The 19,844-nt window shown below is 70.1% G+C and carries 19 protein-coding genes; 10 read left to right on the top strand and 9 right to left on the bottom strand.

The window, feature by feature from the left end; genetic code table 11:
* The 3 genes from ACFDTC_RS06880 to ACFDTC_RS06890 all read left to right on the top strand — a co-directional run.
* The coding region (locus tag ACFDTC_RS06880; protein ID WP_375258144.1) for an NAD-dependent epimerase/dehydratase family protein at positions 1-504 on the top strand (504 nt) is incomplete at its 5' end.
* Complete coding sequence (locus ACFDTC_RS06885; protein ID WP_375258145.1) at positions 501-1,361, top strand: glycosyltransferase; 861 nt, start codon at positions 501-503, stop codon at positions 1,359-1,361. The genes ACFDTC_RS06880 and ACFDTC_RS06885, both read left to right, overlap by 4 nt.
* Entirely contained in the window at positions 1,358-2,230 is an 873-nt protein-coding gene (locus ACFDTC_RS06890; RefSeq protein ID WP_375258146.1) for an NAD-dependent epimerase/dehydratase family protein, read from the top strand. Before ACFDTC_RS06885 ends, ACFDTC_RS06890 begins: the two co-directional genes overlap by 4 nt.
* Positions 2,231-2,236: 6 nt before the next feature.
* Here ACFDTC_RS06890 and ACFDTC_RS06895 read toward each other — a convergent pair whose 3' ends face one another.
* The 3 genes from ACFDTC_RS06895 to ACFDTC_RS06905 all read right to left on the bottom strand — a co-directional run bounded on the left by ACFDTC_RS06895 (position 2,237) and on the right by ACFDTC_RS06905 (position 5,123).
* A complete protein-coding gene (locus ACFDTC_RS06895) occupies positions 2,237-3,571 on the bottom strand; it encodes a TRAP transporter large permease (RefSeq protein ID WP_375258147.1) in 1,335 nt (444 codons plus the stop codon).
* Positions 3,564-4,052: a TRAP transporter small permease gene (locus tag ACFDTC_RS06900; protein WP_375258148.1), complete on the bottom strand. Its 489-nt coding sequence runs from the start codon at positions 4,050-4,052 to the stop codon at positions 3,564-3,566. Before ACFDTC_RS06900 ends, ACFDTC_RS06895 begins: the two co-directional genes overlap by 8 nt.
* A gap of 66 nt (positions 4,053-4,118) precedes the next feature.
* Positions 4,119-5,123: a DctP family TRAP transporter solute-binding subunit gene (locus ACFDTC_RS06905; RefSeq protein ID WP_375258149.1), complete on the bottom strand. Its 1,005-nt coding sequence runs from the start codon at positions 5,121-5,123 to the stop codon at positions 4,119-4,121.
* A gap of 34 nt (positions 5,124-5,157) precedes the next feature.
* On the opposite strand from ACFDTC_RS06905, the gene ACFDTC_RS06910 reads away from it, so the two are divergent.
* From ACFDTC_RS06910 to ACFDTC_RS06940, 7 genes are all read left to right on the top strand, one after another.
* Positions 5,158-5,307 (top strand): hypothetical protein, encoded by a 150-nt coding sequence (locus ACFDTC_RS06910; protein WP_375258150.1) that lies wholly within the window; start codon positions 5,158-5,160, stop codon positions 5,305-5,307.
* Positions 5,304-6,125 (top strand): IclR family transcriptional regulator, encoded by an 822-nt coding sequence (locus ACFDTC_RS06915; RefSeq protein WP_375258151.1) that lies wholly within the window; start codon positions 5,304-5,306, stop codon positions 6,123-6,125. Before ACFDTC_RS06910 ends, ACFDTC_RS06915 begins: the two co-directional genes overlap by 4 nt.
* On the top strand, positions 6,122-7,291 hold the full coding sequence (locus ACFDTC_RS06920; protein ID WP_375258152.1) for an acetyl-CoA acetyltransferase: 1,170 nt from the start codon (positions 6,122-6,124) through the stop codon (positions 7,289-7,291). The genes ACFDTC_RS06915 and ACFDTC_RS06920 overlap by 4 nt, the downstream gene beginning before the upstream one ends.
* Positions 7,288-8,877, top strand: a complete 1,590-nt coding sequence (locus ACFDTC_RS06925) for an acyl-CoA synthetase (protein WP_375258153.1) — start codon at positions 7,288-7,290, stop codon at positions 8,875-8,877. The genes ACFDTC_RS06920 and ACFDTC_RS06925 overlap by 4 nt, the downstream gene beginning before the upstream one ends.
* Complete coding sequence (locus tag ACFDTC_RS06930) at positions 8,874-9,719, top strand: PCC domain-containing protein (RefSeq protein WP_375258154.1); 846 nt, start codon at positions 8,874-8,876, stop codon at positions 9,717-9,719. The genes ACFDTC_RS06925 and ACFDTC_RS06930 overlap by 4 nt, the downstream gene beginning before the upstream one ends.
* Positions 9,720-9,829: 110 nt before the next feature.
* Entirely contained in the window at positions 9,830-10,831 is a 1,002-nt protein-coding gene (locus tag ACFDTC_RS06935) for a 2-hydroxyacid dehydrogenase (protein WP_375258155.1), read from the top strand.
* Positions 10,832-10,834: 3 nt separating this feature from the next.
* Entirely contained in the window at positions 10,835-12,304 is a 1,470-nt protein-coding gene (locus ACFDTC_RS06940) for an L-lactate permease (protein ID WP_375258156.1), read from the top strand.
* A gap of 13 nt (positions 12,305-12,317) precedes the next feature.
* Here the strand turns inward: ACFDTC_RS06940 and ACFDTC_RS06945 are convergent, their stop codons facing one another.
* From ACFDTC_RS06945 to ACFDTC_RS06970, 6 genes are all read right to left on the bottom strand, one after another.
* The gene (locus tag ACFDTC_RS06945) at positions 12,318-13,985 is read right to left on the bottom strand and encodes an amidohydrolase (protein WP_375258157.1); all 1,668 of its coding nucleotides are present in this window, start codon (positions 13,983-13,985) and stop codon (positions 12,318-12,320) included.
* A gap of 164 nt (positions 13,986-14,149) precedes the next feature.
* Positions 14,150-15,169 (bottom strand): extracellular solute-binding protein, encoded by a 1,020-nt coding sequence (locus ACFDTC_RS06950; RefSeq protein WP_375258158.1) that lies wholly within the window; start codon positions 15,167-15,169, stop codon positions 14,150-14,152.
* Between the two features lie 16 nt (positions 15,170-15,185).
* Positions 15,186-15,992: an ABC transporter permease gene (locus tag ACFDTC_RS06955; protein WP_375258159.1), complete on the bottom strand. Its 807-nt coding sequence runs from the start codon at positions 15,990-15,992 to the stop codon at positions 15,186-15,188.
* Positions 15,985-16,944, bottom strand: a complete 960-nt coding sequence (locus ACFDTC_RS06960; RefSeq protein WP_375258160.1) for an ABC transporter permease — start codon at positions 16,942-16,944, stop codon at positions 15,985-15,987. The genes ACFDTC_RS06955 and ACFDTC_RS06960 overlap by 8 nt, the downstream gene beginning before the upstream one ends.
* 3 nt (positions 16,945-16,947) lie before the next feature.
* A complete protein-coding gene (locus tag ACFDTC_RS06965; RefSeq protein ID WP_375258161.1) occupies positions 16,948-18,015 on the bottom strand; it encodes an ABC transporter ATP-binding protein in 1,068 nt (355 codons plus the stop codon).
* Positions 18,016-18,241: 226 nt separating this feature from the next.
* Positions 18,242-19,834 (bottom strand): FMN-binding glutamate synthase family protein, encoded by a 1,593-nt coding sequence (locus ACFDTC_RS06970; RefSeq protein WP_375258162.1) that lies wholly within the window; start codon positions 19,832-19,834, stop codon positions 18,242-18,244.
* Positions 19,835-19,844: the final 10 nt, after the last annotated feature.

The following is a 19,844-nucleotide window of genomic DNA, read 5'->3' on the forward strand; positions in this document are numbered from 1 at the left end:
GACGGCGATTACGGCACGGTGCTCAACCGCTTCCTGATCCAGGCGGCGATCGGCTATCCGCTGACCGTGCACGGCACCGGCGGGCAGACTCGCGCCTTCATCCACATCCGCGACAGCGTGCGCTGCATCGAGCTGGCGCTGAACAGCCCGCCCGCCAAGGGCGACCGGGTCGAGATCTTCAACCAGATGACCGAGACCCACCGCGTCCGCGACCTGGCCGAGATGGTCGCCGGGCTGACCGACGCCAAGGTCGCCTACCTGCCCAACCCGCGCAAGGAAGCGCCCGAGAACGACCTGATCGTCGAGAACGCCAAGTTCCTGGCGCTGGGGCTCGAGCCGACGACGCTTCAGGCCGGGCTGCTCGACGAGGTGGTCGAGATCGCGCGCAAGTACAAGCACCGCATCGACCGCAGCCGCGTGCCGGCGGTGTCCGGCTGGACCCGCGAGCTCAGCGCCTCGGTCGAGCGTGACCCCGAGGGCAAGCGGCTGAAATCGGTGTCATGACCGACGGCCTGCGCCCCGAAAGCCCGGCGCGCGGCGAACGCGCCTACGTCACGCTGGTGACCAACGCCGATTTCGCGCGCGGCGCGGCGGCCCTGCTGCGCTCGCTGGCGCTGACGGGCACGACGGCCGACCGCGTGGTGCTGCACACCGCGGCCGTGCCCGCAGCCTCGCTGGACACGCTGCGCGCCCGCGGCGCGCGGCTGGTCGAGGTCGACCTGCTGCCCACGTCGCGCGCCTTCGCGCAGGCCCACGCCCGCGAGGCTCTGCACCGCGCGGCGCCCTTCACGAAGGGCGACAAGCCGCCGTTCCACACGCCGCTCGACAATTTCGCCAAGCTGCGGCTGTGGCAGCTCGACTACGACCGCGTCGTGTTCCTCGACGCCGACACGCTGGTGCTGCGGAACATCGACCGGCTGTTCGACTACCCCGAGTTCTCGGCGGCGCCGAACGTCTACGAAAGCCTCGGCGATTTCCACCGGCTGAACTCGGGCGTCTTCACCGCGCGGCCCGACGCGGGCACCTTCGCCACGATGCTCGACCGGCTCGACGCGCCGGGCGCGTTCTGGCGGCGCACCGACCAGACCTTCCTGCAGGACTTCTTTCCCGACTGGCACGGGCTGCCGGTCTTCGACAACCTGCTGCAATACGTCTGGATGAACATGCCCGCGCTCTGGAGCTGGGCGCAGGTCCGCGTGCTGCACTTCCAGTACGAAAAGCCCTGGCAGGACCCGCACCCCAAGGCGCAGGCGCTGGCGCCGCTGATCGCGCTCTGGCACGCGTTCGAGGGCGACGGCCCTGTGCCCGCGCTGGGCGATCTGCCCGGACCCGAGGCCGCCGCCCAGCCCCGCGCCGTATGACCACCGTCGGCGTCACCGGCGCGACCGGTCAGGTCGGCCACTGGATCGCGACGCATCTTCTGGATCGGGGGTACGGGGTGGTGACGCTGGGCCGCGCGCCGTCGCGCCTGCCCGCGCCCCACCGCGCCTACGCGCTGGGCGATCCCGCGCCGGACCTGTCGGGCATCGACGCGCTGGTGCACGCCGCCTTTTCCCACGTCCCCGGCCGCTACCGCGGCGGCGAGGGCGACGACCCCGACGGCTTTCTCCGGCTGAACCGCGACGGAACGCTGCGCCTGTTCGACGCCGCCCGCGCGCAGGGCGTGGCCCGCGTGCTGTTCCTGTCCTCGCGCGCGGTATACGGCGGCTGGCCGCCCGGCACGCCGCTGGACGAGGCGCTGCCGCCACGGCCCGACACGCTCTATGGCGACGCGAAATTCGAAGCCGAGCAGGCGCTTGCCGCGCTGGACGGGGTCGAGGGGACAAGCCTGCGGGCGACAGGCATCTACGGCCCGCCGATCCCCGGCCTGCCGCACAAGTGGGACGCGCTGCTCGACGCTTTCCACGAAGGCGCGCCGATCGCGCCCCGCGCAGGCACCGAGCTGCACGCGGACGACCTCGCGGCCGCCGTCGCGCTTCTGCTTGGCCTTCCCGCCGACAGGCTGCCGGAAACGGTCTGCCTGTCCGACATCCTCCTCGACCGCCGCGCGCTGCTGACGCGCTACGCCGCGATCACCGGCCTTGATGGTGTGCTGCCCGAGGCCGCCGAAACCATCCCCAACGCGATGCGGACCGACAGGATCGAGGCGCTGGGCTGGCGGCCGCGCGGCTGGAGCGGGCTCGACCCCGTCCTGCGCGCGCTGGCCGAAGCGCGCACCGGTCCTCGGTAGGCCATTTCAGCGCAGCCACTCCACCAGGACCTGCGACATCTGCGGGACCGCCGCGACCACGGTGATGCCGACCAGGCTCGCGATCAGGAAGGGCAGGGTGCCGCGCGCCACCCGCTCGATACTCAGCTTCGTGACGTTCGCCGCGACGTAGAGGTTGATCCCCACCGGTGGCGTGATCAGCCCGATGGCCAGGTTGACCATCACCAGCACGCCGAACCACACCGGGTCCCAGCCCATCTCGCGCGCCACCGGCAGGAAGATCGGCAGCGCGATGAACATCACCGTCACCGGGTCCATGAACATGCCCGCGACCAGCAGGATGACCATGACGATCAGCAGGATCACCCAGCCGTCGTCGCTCAGCTCGAGCAGGGCGGTGGAGTAGCTGCCGACGAGGTCGTCGATCGTGACCACCCAGCCGAACAGGCTGGCATAGGCCACGATCAGCATCACCACGGCCGACGACGCCGCCGCCGAGCCGAGCGCGTCGTAGAGGCGCTGCAGCGTCAGCGTCCGGTAGGCCAGCGCGCCCACTAGCAGCGCGTAGACCGTGGCGACGATGGCCGCCTCGGTCGGCGTGAAGATGCCCGAATAGATGCCGCCCAGGATGACGACCGGCGTCATCAGCCCCCAGAAGCTTTCGCGGAACGACCGCCACAGCGCCACGCGCCGCGGCGTCGCCGCATACGGGTCGGGGCTCAGCGCGCCGAGCGCCGAACTGCCGGCCGCGACCGGCCGCCGGCGCGCCAGCGGCAGCACCGCCACCATCGTCAGCGCCATGAAGACGCCCGGAATGATCGCCGCGATGAACAGCTGCGAGATCGACGTCTCGGCGATCACGCCGTAGATCACCAGCCCGATCGACGGCGGGATGACGATCGAGAACGCCGCCCCCGTGACCACCAGCCCGGCGGCGAAGGCGCGGTCATAGCCGTCCTCCTCCATCCCCTTGATGATCATCGGACCGATCGCGGCGACGGATGCGGGCCCCGAGCCGCTGACCGCACCCCAGAACAGGCACACCACCGTGCCCACCATGCCCATGCCGCCGGGCAATCCGCCCACGGCGACGCGGAAGAAGCGGATCATGCGCTCGGCGATGCCGAGGCTGCCCATCAGCGTGCCCGCCAGGATGAAGAACGGGATCGCCAGAAGCGAGAACTTGGTGATCCCCGTGGCGATCAGGTCGCCCGCCAGCTCCAGCCCGAAGCCGATCTTCCACATCGCGTACAGCGCCGACAGCCCCAGCGCGAAGGCGACCGGCACGCGCACCGCCATCAGCAGGAAGAACACGACGATCATCTGCGTGCCCGCTCCGGTGATGCCGATCGCCTCAAACATGGTCGATCCGCGCGTCGGGCCCGGCGTGCAGGACTTCGCTTGCGTGCTGCAGGTAGCGCACGATGATCAGCGCGAAGCCGAAGGGCAGGGCGGCCTGGTAGTACCACGCCGGCAGGCCCAGCCCGTAGGACCGCATGCCCGCGCGCTTGATGTTCATCATCGCCTCCCACGAGAACCACGCCGACATCGCCAGCAGCGCCACGGACAGCAGGATCGACAGCAGCAGGACCGGCCGCCACAGCACGCGCGGCAGCAGGTCGTGCACCATCGTCACGGCCAGGTGCTCGCCCCGCCGGGCGGCGATGGCGGCGCCGAAGACGGTCAGCAGCAGGAAGCCGTTGACCAGCAGTTCCTCGCTCGCGGCAAAGGACAGATCGGTGCCGTAGCGGATCACCACGTTGGTGAAGCCCAGCAGCGTCATCGACAGGAACAGGATCGCGCAGACGATCTTCTCGAAGTCGCGCAGCAGCAAGCGTAGCATCGTCCCGTCCCCCCGCAAGAAAAAGCCCGTGGTCCCGGCCGGGACCACGGGCGTCGGTGTCGCGCCTTACTTCGTGGCGACGATGGCGTCCTGGAAAGCGCCGACGATCTCGGGGCCGACGCGCTCGGCCCACTTGTCGAAGGCGGGCTGCGTCGCCTCGCGGAAGGCGGCGAGCTCTTCGGCGGTCGGCTCGTAGACCTGCATGCCCTTCTCGCGCAGGAAGTCGATGCCCTCGGCCGTGCCCTGGCGGGTGATCTCGCGCTGGTAGGCCATCGCCTCCTGCGCGGTCTCGCGCAGCGTGGCCTGCGTCTCGGCGTCGTAGCTGTCCCACTTCTCCTTCGAGATGCCGAGGAAGATCGGGTCGTAGGAATAGTGCCAGGCGGTCAGGTAATCCTGCACCTCGTAGACCTGCTGCGGGATGATCACCGCGCCGATCGGGTTCTCCTGCCCGTCGACCACGCCCTGCTGCAGCGCCGACATGGTCTCGCCCCACTGCATCTGCTGCGGGTTGGCGCCCAGCTCGTTCATCACGTCGATGTACATCGGGCCCGCGACGCGCATGTTGAGGCCGCGCATGTCCTCGGGGCTGCGGATCTCGCGGGTGTTGTTGGTCACCTCGCGAAAGCCGTTCTCGCCCCAGGCCAGCACGACGATCCCGCGGTCGAGCAGGATCTCCGACAGCATCTCGCCCGGTGCGCCTTGGGTGGTCGCGTCGACCTCGTCGTAGTTGCCGTAGAGGTAGGGCAGCGAGAACACGGCCATTTCCGGCACCAGCGGCGTCACGTTGATCGCCGAGGTCACCACCAGGTCCAGCGCGCCGCGGCCGACCATCTCTGCCTGGCGCATCTGGTCGCCGCCCGACAGCTGCGCGTTGGGGAACACCCGCACGGTGATCGCGTCGTCGGTGCGTTCGGCGATCAGTTCGGCGAAGCGCTCGGCGCCCTGGTGCCAGGTCGTCGTGTCACCGGTGTTGTGCGACAGGCGCAGCGTCTCGGCCGATGCCGCGCCGAGCCCGAGCGTGACCGCCAGGCCCGCCGCCAGCGCGGTGCCCGTGATGCGTGAAAAAGCCATTGTCCTTCCTCCTCCTGGACCGGTTCGGGCTGACATGCCCGACCGTTTCGATATTTTCCAAATAGTGGACCTTGCGGTTTTCCAATTGCAAGAAAAACTTGCAAAGCGCCTTCGTGAAAACCAAAATCCGTTGAAACGGGAATTCTCAGCGCGGTCGACGCCGCAAGGGCGGTCCACATTATGAAACACGAGGCGACATTGCCCAGTGCCGGCGCGCAGAGCGTCGATCGCGCGCTGTCGCTGGTGTCGCTGATCGGGCGCCACTCGGGCGCGGGCCTGTCGCTGTCGGCCATCGTGGACCACACCGGCCTGCACAAGGCGACCGTGCGCCGCCTGCTTCTGGCGCTGATGCGCGCCGGGCTGGTCGAGCAGGCCGGCGAAAGCCGCACCTACCATCTGGGCGAAGAGGCCTACCTGCTGGGCCTGCTGGCGCAGAACCGCCACGGGCTGCTGCCGCAGGCGATCGACAGCCTGCGGCGCCTCGCGCGCGAGACCGGCGATGCCGCCTTCGTCTCGGTCCGCCGCGGGCTGCACGCCGCCTGCCTGCACCGCGAGGACGGCGACCACCCGATCCGCACCTACGCGCTGATGCCCGGCGCGCACCACCCGCTGGGCGTGGGCGCGGGCTCGCTCGCGATGCTCGCCGCCCTGCCCGAGGACGAGGCCGAGGCCGTGATGGACGCCAACCGCGCCGAGATGGAGGCCAACTACCCGCGCCTGTCGCGCGACAGCCTGCGCGCGCTGCTGGCCGAGACGCGCGACAGCGGCGTCGCGCTGAACCCCGGCCTCATCTTCGAGGATTCGTGGGGCCTCGGCGTCGCCTTGCGCGGCCCGCACGGGCAGCTCGTGGGCGCGCTCTCGCTCGCGGCGGTGGAAAGCCGCATGAAACACCCGCGCCGCGACGACCTCGTCCGCGCGCTGAAGGACGAGGCGCGCGTCGTCGAGCGCCGCCTCGCCGCGGGGGCCGCCCCGGAAACCCAGGATGAAGGAACCAGACGATGACAGCTGCGCAGATCGTGGGCTGGGGCCACACGCCCTTCGGCAAGTCCGACCACCCCGACACCGAAAGCCTGATGGCCGCCGCCGTGGCCGACGCGCTGGCCCATGCCGGCATCGGCGCGACGGATGTCGACGGCATCTTCGTCGGCGTGTTCAACAACGGCTTCTCGCGCCAGGATTTCCAGGGCGCGCTGGTCGCCATGGGCACCGAGGGTCTCGACCACACCCCCGCCGTGCGGTTCGAGAACGCCTGCGCCACCGGCTCGGCCGCGCTGCACGGCGCGATGGACTTCATCGAGGCCGGGCGCGGCCGCATCGCGCTGGTCGTCGGCGCCGAGAAGATGACCGCCACCCCGGGCGCCGAGATCGGCGACATCCTGCTGGGCGCCAGCTACCGCCCCGAGGAGGCGGGCGTCGAGGGCGGCTTCGCCGGCCTCTTCGGGCAGATCGCGCAGAACTACTTCCAGCGCCACGGCGACCGGTCCGAGGAGCTGGCGATGATCGCCGCCAAGAACCACGCCAACGGCATGGCCAATCCTTACGCCCACATGCGCAAGGACGTGGGCGTGGCGTTCTGCAACACCGTGTCCGACCGCAACCCGCGCGTCGCGGGCCCGCTGCGGCGCACCGATTGCTCGCTCGTCTCGGACGGCGCCGCGGTGCTCGTGCTGGCCGATGCCGACACCGCCGCCGACATGCAGCGCGCCATCGCCTTCCGCGCCCGCACGCAGGCCAACGACATCATGGCCCTGTCGCGCCGCGACGTGCTGGAATTCCGCGGCGCGCGCATGGCGTGGGACAAGGCCCGCGCCGAGGCCGGGATCACGCTCGACGACCTCGACCTCGTCGAGACGCATGACTGCTTCACCATCGCCGAGATGCTGGAATACGAGGCGATGGGCCTTGCCGAGGCGGGGCAGGGGCACCGCGTCATCCGCGACGGCGTCACGCGCAAGGACGGGCGGCTTCCGGTCAACCCGTCGGGCGGGCTGAAATCCAAGGGTCACCCGATCGGCGCCACCGGCGTGTCGATGCACGTCATGGCCGCGATGCAGCTGATGGACCAGGCCGAGGGCATGCAGATCCCCGGCGCGCAGCTGGCGGGCGTGTTCAACATGGGCGGCGCGGCCGTGGCCAACTACGTCTCGATCCTGGAGCGCGTGAAATGAGGCAGGACCTGTCGCAGGGCATCGTGCCGGTCTCGACCCGGGTCATGAACCTGTCGCACCTGCTGGGCGAAAGCGCGCGGCGCCACCCCGACGCCATCGGCTTCGTCTGGGGCGACGACACCTGGACCTGGGCCGAGATCGAGGCCCGCTCGGCCGCCTTCGCGAGCGCGCTGGTACGCGACCACGGCATCGGCAAGGGCGACCGCGTGCTGGTGCAGTCGTCCAACTGCAACCAGATGTTCGAGGCGATGTTCGCCTGCTGGCGCGTCGGCGCCGTCTGGGTGCCCGCGAACTTCCGCCTCTCGCCCGAGGATCTCGGCTGGCTGGCCGGCTCGTCGGGGGCAAAGCTGCTGCTCTGCGGCGCGCAATTCCCCGACCACGCGGCCGCCTGCGCCGACCATGTCGACGCGACGATCCTCATCGGTCCGGATTACGAGGCGCTGATCGACCGCCACCGCGGGCAGGCCCCCGCGCCCGTCGCCGTGCTGCGCGACGATCCGGCGTGGTTCTTCTTCACCTCCGGCACGACGGGCAAACCCAAGGCCGCCGTGCTGACCCACGGCCAGCTCGCCTTCGTCGTCACCAACCACCTGTGCGACCTGATGCCCGGCACCGGCCCCGAGGACGCCTCGCTTGTGGTCGCGCCCCTGTCGCACGGCGCGGGCATCCACCAGCTGGCGCAGGTCGCGCACGGGGTAAAGACGATCCTGCCCGCGGGCGAGAAATTCGACCCCGACCAGGTCTGGTCGCTGGTCGACCGCTGGCGCGTCACCAACATGTTCACCGTGCCCACCATCGTGAAGCTGCTGGTCGAACACCCCTCGGTCGACGCGCACGACCATTCCAGCCTGCGCTACGTCATCTATGCCGGCGCGCCGATGTACCGCGCCGACCAGCGGCTGGCGCTGGAAAAGCTGGGGCCGGTGCTGGTGCAGTATTTCGGGCTGGGCGAGGTGACCGGCAACATCACCGTGTTGCCGCCCGCGCATCACCACCGCGACGACGACCGCATGCGCATCGGCTCGTGCGGCTTCGCGCGCACCGGCATGCAGGTGCAGATCCAGAACGACCGCGGAGACGAGGTCGCCACGGGCAAGACGGGCGAGATCGCCGTGATCGGCCCCGCCGTCTTCGCCGGCTACTTCGACAACCCCGAGGCCAACGCCAAGAGCTTCCGCGACGGCTGGTTCCTGACCGGCGACCTGGGCCACATGGACGCCGAGGGCTTCGTCTACCTGACGGGCCGCGCGTCGGACATGTACATCTCGGGCGGCTCGAACATCTACCCGCGCGAGATCGAGGAGAAGCTGCTCCAGCATCCCGACCTGACCGAGGTCGCCGTGCTGGGCGTGCCCGATCCCGTCTGGGGCGAGGTCGGCATGGCCGTCTGCGTGCCCCGCGCCGGGGCGCAGCCCGACACCGACGACCTGCTCGCCTGGCTCGCACCGCAGATCGCGCGCTACAAGCAGCCGCGCCACGCGGTGCTGTGGGACGCGCTGCCCAAGTCCGCCTACGGCAAGATCACCAAGAAGATCATCCGCGAGACGCTGGAAGCCCGAGGCGAATTGCCGGCGGCCGAGCGATGACCGCCCGGATGCGCCGGATCGACCACCCCGGCGCGCCCGCGCCCGAGCGTGTCCGCGCGCTGGCCTGCAATGCCGTCCCGCTGCGTGTCACCCTGCCGGCTGGCCAGAGCCTGTCGGCCGCCGCGACCGACGCGCTGGCCGGCGCGGGCTTCGCGTTCGGCTACCTGCGCCTCGACGGCGCGGCGGTCCGGCCGCTGACCTTCGTCACGCCCGCCCCGGCGCCGGGCGACGGCCACGCGGCGTGGTACAGCGACACCCACCGCGCGCCCGGGGGCGTCACCCTGCGCCACGCCGGCGCCCATCTGGGCCTGCGTGACGGCCGGGCCTTCCTGCATTGCCACGGCAACTGGCAGGGCACCCCCGATCAGCCCGATTGCGGCCACCTGCTCTGCGACGACACGATCCTCGACGCCGACTGCACGATCACCGGCTGGGGCCTGCACTCCGCCGGGCTGGTGGCGTCGCCCGACGCCGAGACCGCCTTCACCCTGTTCCAGCCCGAAGCCCGGCCGGGCGGCGACACCGCCAACGCCCACCTTCTGAGCCTGCGCCCCAACCAGGATATCCGCGCCGCGCTGCTGGCCTTCGCGCGCGATCGCGGCATCACCGCCGCCCGGATCGAGGGGATCGGCAGCCTCGTCGGCACCGCCTTCGCCGATGGCCGCACCCTCGACAGCTACGCGACCGAGATCCTGATCGTGGGCGGCCGCCTGCAGGACGACGCGGTCACGCTCGACGTGGCTTCGGTCGGCTTCGACGGGCGCGGCATGGCGGGCCGGCTGGCCCCCGGCGCCAACGCGGTCTGCGTGACGGCCGAGATCCTGATCATCGCCGACGCCTGAGCCCGCGGCCCCCCGCGAAGGACTGTCGCCGACGCGCCGGACGCGCTAACCCTTGGGGCGTGATGCCCGCAAGGCACCGACGATTTGGCCAGTCCAGCGACGGAGACCCCATGCGCGTGACGGTTTTCAGCACCAAGCCCTATGACGAGGACTACCTGCGGTCCGCGAACGACGGCGCCCACGACCTCGTCTTCCTCGAGATGCGCCTGACGGCCGACACCGCGGCGCTCGCCCGCGGCAGCGACGCGGTCTGCGCCTTCGTCAACGACGACCTCGGCGCGGACGTGATCGCCGAACTCGCCCGCCTCGGCGTCCGACTGGTCGCGCTGCGCTCGGCCGGGTTCAACCACGTCGATCTGGGCGCCGCGGCCGAGCACGGCATCGCCGTCGGCCGCGTGCCCGCCTATTCGCCCCACGCCGTGGCCGAGCACACGATCGCGCTGATCCTCACCCTCAACCGCAAGCTGCACCGCGCCTACAACCGCGTGCGCGAGGGCAACTTCGCCCTCGACGGGCTGCTGGGCTTCGACCTGCACGGCAAGACCGTCGGCATCGTCGGCACCGGACAGATCGGCGGCATCGTGGCGCGCATCCTCACCGGCTTCGGCTGCACGATCCTCGCCACGGACCCTGACCGGAACCCTTACTGCCTAAACCTCGGCGTGCGCTACACCGACCTCGACGACCTGCTGGGCCACAGCGACATCGTCACAATGCAATGCCCGCTCACGCCGCAGACGCGCCACCTGATCGACGCCGACGCGATCGCGCGGATGAAGCCGGGCGTGATGGTCGTCAACACCAGCCGCGGCGCGGTCATCGACACCGCCGCGCTGATCGCGGGGCTGAAATCCGGCACCATCGGCAGCGTCGGCCTCGACGTCTACGAGGAGGAGGCCGACCTCTTCTTCGAGGACCTGTCGCAAAGCTTCATCCGCGACGACGTCTTCGCGCGCCTGCTGACCTTCCCCAACGTGCTGGTCACCGGGCACCAGGGCTTCTTCACGCACGAGGCGCTGACCGCCATCGCGCGCACCACGCTGGACAACATCGCCGCCTTCGCGCGCGACGGCGCGCCGGTCCATCCGGTGCCGGCGCCGGCGGCGGGCTGAGCCATGAACGCGGTGCTGGCAGCGACCCCGCTGGGCGTGATCCTGGTCGGCATGGTGCTGCTGCGCCGTTCGGCCATCGTGTCGGGCGCGGCGGGGCTGGCCGTGGCGGCGCTGCTGGCCGCAGCCGTGTTCCGCCCGGCCGACGGCATCGCGCCCATGGCCACCGGCGTCGCGGCCGAGGCGGCGTTCACCACCGCGACGATCCTGTGGATCATCCTGCCGGCGCTCGCGCTCTTCGAGTTCCAGAAGGCCTCGGGCGCCATCGCCCGCATCCGCGATGGCCTGGCCGCGCTGACCGACGATCGCCGCCTGCAGGCCATCCTGATCGCCTGGTTCTTCGGGTTGTTCATGGAGGGTGCGGCCGGCTTCGGCACGCCGGTGGCGCTGGCCGCGCCGCTGCTGGTGGGGCTGGGCTACGCCCCGGTGCGCGCGGTCGTGCTGGCCCTGCTGGGCCACGCGGCGGGCGTGTCCTTCGGCGCGGTCGGCACGCCGGTGCTGGCGCAGGTCGCGGTCTCGGGCCTGCCCGCGCGCGACATCGCCGTGCAGATCGCGGTGCTGCACGCGCTTGTCGCCCCGCTGCTGCTGCTGGCGATGGTCCGGCTGGCGGACGATGCCCCCCTGACCGGCCGCGACGTCGGCTGGACCGCCTTCGCCGCCGCCTGCGTCCTGCTGCCGTCGGTCCTGCTGGCCGCGCTGGTGGGCCCCGAACTGCCCACCCTCGGCGGGGCGCTGATCGGCGCGGCCGTCTTCGTGGCGGTGCTGCGGCGCGGGCAGGCGCGCGCGGCGTCCGGCGCGGGGCTGCCCGCAGACCTCGCCCCCTACGCCCTGATCCTCGCGCTGGTGCTCGCCACGCGCCTGATCCCGCCGCTGCAGGACGCGCTCTCGGGCCTGACGCTGTCGTGGAGCCTGCCCGGCGGCTATGCCGGCACCGTCCAGCCGCTTACCCATCCGGGCACGCTGCTGATGGCCGGCCTGCTGCTGGGCGCGCTCGGCACCGGGCGCGCAGCGCTGCTGCCCGGCGCGCTGGCCACCGCGCTGCGCCGGCTTCTGCCCGTGGCGCTGGCGCTGCTGGTCATGCTGACCCTGTCGCGGCTGATGGTGCATGCCGACATGATCCGCAGCCTGGCATCAGCGGCGGCCGGCGCGGGGGCGATCTGGCCGCTTCTGGCGCCCTTCGTCGGCGTGCTGGGCAGCTTCATCACCGGCTCGGCCACCTCGTCGAACATCCTGTTCACCGAACTGCAGGTCTCGACGGCCGAGCGCTTGGGCCTGCCGCCCGCGACGCTGGTCGCGGCGCAGGGCTACGGCTCGGCCATCGGCAACATAACCGCGCCGCACAACATCATCGCCGGCTGCGCCACCGTCGGTCTGACGGGACGCGAGGGCGCGGTGCTGGCCGAGACGGTCCGGCCCTGCCTGCTCTACGCCGGCGCGGGCGGCGCGCTGATCCTCGCTTGGCTCGCGCTGTCCTGAACCGGCGCCCGCCCTACGCCTCCCAGGTGACCGCGCCCCCCATCACCGTCAGCGCCGCGCGCGCGGTGTTCAGCGCCTCGGGCGCCATCGACTCGAGGTCGTGGTCCATCACCACCACGTCGGCCATCATGCCCGCGCGCAGCCGGCCCTTGCGATCCTCGGAGAACTCGACCCAGGCGTTGTCGGCGGTGTAGCTGCGCAGCGTGTCCATCAGCGTCTGGCGCTGGTCGGTCCACGGCTCGGGCAGGTCCAGCGGCGCCACAGCCGCCTTCACGCTGTCCATCACGTCGACCTGGATCACCGGCCAGTCGGTCGAGAAGCACACCCGCGCCCCGCTGTCCCGGATCGTCTGCCAGGCGAAGGCCATGGGCATCTGGTCGCGGTGCATGACCGCCTCCATGCCGTCGGCCGGAAAGATGTGTCCGCGCGGCGAATGGCCCGGCTGGATCGACGCGACCACGTCCAGCGCCGCAAAGCGCGGCAGGTCGTCGGGGTGCAGCACCTCGATATGCTCGACCCGGTGGCGGCTGTCGCGCGCGCCGTTCGCCTTGCGCGCGGCCTCGTAGCCATCCAGCGTGCGGCGGATCGCCAGGTCGCCGATCGCGTGCGTGGCGATCTGCATCCCCATCGCGTCGGCGCGGATGCAGGCCTGATTGAAATCCTCGGGCGTGAAAACCGGATCGCCCACGTGATCCGTGCCGGTGTAGGGGCGCAGCATCAGCGCGGTGCGGCTTTCGACCACCCCGTCCATGAACATCTTCACCCGCCGGCACCAGACCTTGTCGGAATCGAAGCGGCGGCGCATCTCGGCGGCTTCGTCCAGACGGTCGAGCGAGTCGAAGCCCTTGAGGTGGAACGGCACCTCGGTCCGGCACAGCAGCTTGCCCTCGGCGTCCAGCTCCTGCAGCAGCTCGCCGGTGTAGAAGTTGCCGTCCATGTTGTGCAGCCCGGTGATCCCGTGGCTGGCGCAATGTCGCAGGCCGGCGGCGATGGCGTCGCGGTCGCGCGCCCGGTCGACGTCGCCGGGCAGCGGCTCGGGGTCGCGGCCGGATACCAGCCCCTCCATGTCGCGGCCGCCATAGCGGGTGTGGCGCAGCACGTGGCGGTAGGCGCCGGGCTCCAGCAGCTCGCCCGTGGCGGTGCCGTCGTCGCCCATCACGATGGTCGAGCCGGAATCCGTCTCGCCGCCGCGCAGGATGCCGCCCAGCTCCAGCGCCTTCGTGTTGGCCCAGATCGTGTGGTGGTCGGGCGCGAACATCGCGAAGGGCCGGTCGGGCAGCACCGCGTCCAGGTCCTGCCGCGTCACGCCGCGCCCGGTGCCCAGGATGTCGTAGGACGCCATCACGGCAAAGACGACGCGGTCCTCGGGCCGGCGCGCGGCCTCGGCGCGCACGGCCTCGGTCATCGCGTCGAGTCCCTGCACGCCGTAGAGGTTGAGGTAGTCGAGCTCGACCGACCCGCCGAACAGGTGCACGTGGCTGTCGATGAACCCTGGCAGCACGGTCTTGCCCTGCGCGTCGAACACCCGCGTCGCCGGTCCCGCGAGGCCGCGGATCTCGGCCGTGCTGCCCACCGCGGCGATCGTGCCGCCGCTGAGTGCGATCGCCTCGGCCCTGGGCATGGCGTCGTCGAAGGTGATCAGCCTGCCGTTCAGGATGACGAGATCGGGCGCGTCGGTCATGGAATGTCGGGTCCGGGAAAGGGGGATGAGAGGGCGGGTTCGTTAACGGGACATGAATCCGTCTCTGTAACCCATTGATTTTTCTTGGCCGGGGGCGTGTCCCACGATGGGACACCCCGAAATACGTGGTCGGCCGGGGCGGCGCGCGCCCCGGCCCGGAACGCCTACTGCAGCACCTCGGTCCAGATCGCGCGGTAGATCTGCATCGCCTCGGGCGGGCAGGTCTTGGCGTCGACGCCGGCGTCCGCGAATTGCTCGGGCACGTTGATCTCGGGCGCCGAGGCCATGACCTCGTCGAGGTATTCCTCGGACCCGGCGATCCCGTTCGCGTAGCGGGCGAAGTTCGACAGCATGGCCGCGTTCTCGGGGTCCATCACGAAGTTCATGAAGGTCTTCGCCTCCTCCACGTTCTGCGCGTCCGCGAGGATCGCCAGGTTGTCCGACCAGACCGGGTAGCCCGTCACCGGGTAGCCGTAGGCGATGTCCTCGTTCTGCAGCCGCGAGCGCATCGAGGCGCCGTTCCAGTTGGTCGAGGCGGCGATGTCCTCGTTCGCCATCTTCTCGACAGTGCCGTAGTCGATCGACAGCCAGTGCGGCTTGGCTGCGATCAGCGTGTCGCGGACCTCGGACAGAACCTCACGGTCCTGGGTGCACTGCTCGCCGCCGTGGTAGTAGATCGCCAGCGACATCACGTCGACCATCTCGGGCAGGACGTTGATCTTGCCCTTCAGTTCGTCCGGCGGGTCGAGGAAGATCGCGGCGGTGTTGATGTCGCCGTCGTAATCGGTCTTGTTGACCGACATGCCCACGGTGCCCCACTGCCACGGCACGGTGTAGCGGCGGCCGGGATCGAACTCGGGGTCGCGCCAGCGGTCGGCGACGTGCGCGAAGTTCTCCATCTGGTCGGGGCGCGCCTCCATCAGCAGGCCCTCGCCGATGAAGATCGGCACGAAGGTCGACGACGGCACGACCATGTCGAAGCCGTGCCCGCCGGCCTGGATCTTGGCCAGCGCAGTGTCGTTGCTGTCGTAGTCGGTGATCGTCACGTCGATGCCGGTCTCGGCCTCGAACTTCTCGATCATCTCGGGGCTGGTGTAATTGCCCCAGTTGTAGAGGTTGAGCTCCTGCGCGAGGGCAGGGGACGCCACCGCAAGCGCGGCACCGGTCAGCAATAGGCGTTTCATCGGGATACCTCTCCTGTCATTTTCTGGTTTTGCTGAGGAAGTAGAAGCCGGCGACCAGCACGATCGAGACCGCCAGCAACACCGTCGAGATCGCGTTGATCTCGGGCGTCACGTTCCGGCGCAGCTGGCCCAGCATGTAAGTGGGCAGCGTGTCCTGCCCGGCGGACTTGACGAACTCGGTGATGACCACGTCGTCGAGCGAGATCACGAAGGCCAGCATCCCGCCGGCAAGGATGCCGGGCCAGAGCTGCGGCAGCGTGATCCGCCGAAAGGCCTGCCACGGCCGCGCGTAGAGATCCGCGGCGGCCTGTTCCAGCGTCAGGTCCATCCCCTGCAGCCGCGCGCGGATCGGCAGGAAGGCGAAGGGGATGCAGAACGCGGTATGCGCGACGATCAGGTACCAAAGGCCGGTATAGCCCGTCGCGACCTTGATCATCGAAAAGAAGATCAGCAGCGCCACGGCGGTCACGATCTCGGGGACCATCAGCGGCTGGTTGACCAGCGCGAACACCGCCGTCTGGCCGCGCCACGGTCTGGTGCGCGTGGTCGCCAGTGCCGCGCCCACCGCAGCGACCGTCGCCAGCGTCGCCGCCGCCGTCGCGATCAGCAGCGAGCGCAGCGTCGCCTGCTGGACCTGCTCGTTTCCGGCGGCCGAGACGTACCAGCGCAGCGAGAATCCCTCCCATGCGCCGATCGACTGCGAGGCGTTGAACGAGAACACCACCAGCAGGATGATCGGCAGGTACAGCATGACGAAGCACGCCAGCGCGATGGTGGCGAAGCCGGGCTGCCGCCGCACGTCGAACCCGCGCCCCCTAGCCATGGCCGCGCACCTCCTCGCGCCCGACCGTGCGGACGTAGAAGACCAGCGCCACCATGACGATCACGAGCAGCGTCAGCGACAGCGCGGCCCCCAGCGGCCAGTTGCGGCCCTGGCCGAACTGAAGCTCGATGAAGTTGCCCAGCATCATGTTCTTGCCGCCGCCCAGCACCCGCGGCGTCACGTAGGCGCCTAGGCAGGGCACGAAGACCAGGATCGAACCGGCGACGATCCCCGGCTTGACGATCGGCAGGATAATGCGCCGCAGCACCTGCAGCCGCGTGGCGTAAAGGTCGTAGCCGGCCTCGACCAGGCTGAAGTCGAACCGCTCCATCGAGGCGTAGACCGGCAGCACCATCAGCGGCAGGTAGACGTAGGCCATGCCCAGCAGCAACGAGAACTCGGTGAACATCATCTGGATCGGGGCGTCGATGATCCCGATGCCCATCAGCACCGTGTTGATCGTCCCCTCGTTGCGGATCAGCTCCATGATCGCGAAGGTGCGGATTAGCAGGTTGGTCCAGAACGGGATGATGATCAGCAGCATCCACAGATCGCGGGTCCGGCGAGGCCGGGTCGCGATGAAGTAAGCCGTGGGAAAGCCGATCACGAGGCACAGGATCGTGGTCATCAGCGACAGCTTGATCGACCGCCAGATGATCTCGAGATGCGCGTCGGCCAGCTCGATCTCCTGCGTGAAGAAATCGCGCTGGGCGAAGACGTTGAACCACGCCTTGAGCGAGAAGTCCCAGACGATGCCGCCGTAGTCGCCGGGCGTCAGAAAAGAGTAGGTGAGCACGATCAGCAACGGCCCCGAGGCGGCGAAGAGCAGGATCGTCAGCGCCGGTGCGAGCAGAAGCGCCCGCGTGCGCCGCGCCTCGCGCCCGCGTTGGGCGGCCAGCGCATCGAGCGCCTGCGCGCTTCCCGCGCCGGTGGGGTGCGTCGTCTCGGCCATGCGTCAGTCCCTCAGCACCTGGCCCACGCCCGGCGCGAAACGCACGCCGACACGCTCGCCCCGCGCCCGCGCGACGGCCTCTCCGGGGACGTTCTGGCGCCGCACCACGAAGCGGGTGCCGTCGTCCAGGTCGACATGGAAATGCGTGTCGGTGCCGATGTAGACGACCTCGGACAGGCGTCCGGGCAGCAGGCCGTCGCCTTCACCGGCCAGTTCGGCGTGTTCGGGGCGCACGGCCAGCGTGATCGGACCACGCGGGCCATCGACCGGGCGGGCGGCGATCTCGACCCCCGAGGCGAGGCGCACGGTCGACCGCTCGCCATCCTGTCCGGTCAGCTCGCCGGGCAGGAAGTTCGTGTCGCCGATGAAGTCGGCCACGAAGCGCTCGGCAGGACGGTCATAGATGTCCTGCGGGCTGCCGATCTGCCGGATGCTGCCGGCGTTCATCACCGCGACCCGGTCCGACATGGTCAGCGCCTCTTCCTGGTCGTGCGTGACGAAGATGAAGGTGATGCCGGTCTCGGATTGCAGCCGCTTGAGTTCCAGCTGCATCTCCTTGCGCAGCTTGAAGTCCAGCGCCGACAGCGGTTCGTCCAGCAGCAGGACGCGGGGGCGGGGGGCCAGAGCGCGGGCCAGCGCCACGCGCTGCTGCTGCCCGCCCGAGATTTCGCTGGTGCGCCGGTCGGCCAGCGGCGTCATGCGCACCAGGTCCAGCATGTCGGATACCGTGCGGCGCACCTCGTCCGCGGGCTTGCCCTGCATCTCGAGGCCGAAGCCGATGTTCTCGGCCACGGTCATGTGCGGGAACAGCGCGTAGGACTGGAACACCGTGTTGACGGGGCGTTCATAGGGCGCGAGGCGCAGCAGGTCCTTGTCTTCCAGCGTGACCGTTCCCTCGGTCGGGTCGACGAAGCCGGCGATCACGCGCAGCAGCGTCGTCTTTCCGCATCCCGACGGACCCAACAGCGTGAAGAACTCGTTCTGGCGGATCGTGACCGACACGCGGTCGAGCGCGCGGAAGGCAGAGGCGCCGGTGCCGTAGGTCTTGGTCACCTCGGATATCTCGATCATGCGGCGGTCTGCCTCCGTTTCGTGGTCGTTCGACCGGATCGCGCGCGCCGCCGCACGGGCGCGCCCTGCGTGATGCCCGGCTGCGTCGTGGGCCGTCACCGCGGCGGCGCTGACTGGCCGCCCTCCGACGATTGGAGACCATTCGGCGGGCGTGGATCAAGGGGTAATCGGAATTTCTTGCGCCATGACGGACCCTTCGGCCCGGTCCGATGCCACTAAACCGCGCTCAGATCGGACGCGGCGCAAAGCTGTCCGTGTCCGCCATGGCCCACCAGCGCGCGAGGCTGGTCTCGTCGGGCGCGTCGAGCAGAACGCCCGGCGCGAGGAACTCGTAGACGCTGTCGGCCGAGCGCACGGTGTTCTCGTCGGTGCGGATGCGCAGGTGGCGCGGTTCCAGCTCGGACGGGTCGTTCAGCCCGGCGGCGCCCACGTATTGCAGCAGCGCCCTGACCGTGTTGCGGTGGAACTGGTAGGCGCGCGGCCCCTTGTCCGCGACCACAAGCCCCTTCTGGCGCAGCTTGTCCTGCGTTGCCACGCCGGTGGGGCAGCGGTCGGTGTGGCATTTCTTGGTCTGCACGCAGCCGGCCGAGAACATGAAGGCCCGGCCCGCGTTGCACCAGTCGGCACCCAGCGCGAGGTTCGCCGCCATCGTGTGGCCGTCGTAGATCTTGCCCGCCGCGACCAGCTTGACCTTGTCGCGAAGGCCGGTGCCCAACAGGCAGTTCACCGCGAACAGCAGCCCCTCGCGCAGCGGCGTGCCCACGTGGTCCGACAGCTCGACTGGTGCCGCGCCGGTGCCGCCCTCGGCGCCGTCGATCACGATGAAGTCTGGCGTGATCCCGGTCTTGAGCATCGCCTTGGTGATGGCCAGAAACTCCCACCGGTGGCCGATGCACAGCTTGAAGCCGATGGGCTTGCCGCCGCTGAGCTCACGCAGCCGGGCGATGAACTGGAGCAGGCCCACGGGCGTGTCGAACGCCGAGTGCGACGGCGGCGACAGCACGTCCTGGCCCACGGGCACGCCCCGCACCTCGGCGATCTCGGGGGTGACCTTGGCGCCGGGAAGCAGCCCGCCATGGCCGGGCTTGGCGCCCTGGCTCAGCTTCACCTCGATCATCTTGACCCGGTCGTCGGCGGCCTTGGCGGCGAAGGTGTCGGCATCGAAGGTGCCCTGAGCGGTGCGGCAGCCGAAATAGCCGGTGCCGAGTTCCCAGACCAGGTCGCCGCCGTGCTTGAGGTGGTAGGGCGAGATTCCGCCCTCGCCGGTATCCTGCGAGAAGCCGCCCATCTGCGCCCCGAGGTTCAGCGCCTCGATCGCCCGCGCGCTGAGCGAGCCGAAGCTCATGGCCGAGATGTTCAGCACCGACGCGTCGTAGGGCTGCTTGCACTGGTCCCCGCCGACGCGGATGCGCGGCGTGTGGCCCAAGTGCTTGGCCTGGATCGAGTGGTTGATCCACTCGTAGCGCGGCGAATGCAGGTCCATCTCGGTACCGAAGGCCCCGGCGCTTTCGACGTTCTTGGCGCGACGGTAGACCAGCGCGCGCTGGTTGTGCGTAAAGGGCCGCCCCTCGTGGTCGCTGTCGAAAAGGTATTCGCGCAGGAACGGCCGCAGCCATTCGAAGAACCACCGCACATGCGCCGCCACCGGGTAGAGCCGCATCAGCGTGTGTTCCGTCTGCCGCATGTCCCAGGCACCCAGCGCGATCAGCGGCACGAACAGGACGAGCAGCCACAGCCACGCCGTGGACCAGACTGCGCCCGCGATCAGCGTCAGAAGCGTGGCGAGGATGATGAGCGAATAGGGAATGTAGCGATACATGGGCACCGGC

This window comes from Citreimonas sp. (genome assembly GCF_042096055.1).
Lineage (GTDB): Bacteria > Pseudomonadota > Alphaproteobacteria > Rhodobacterales > Rhodobacteraceae > Citreimonas.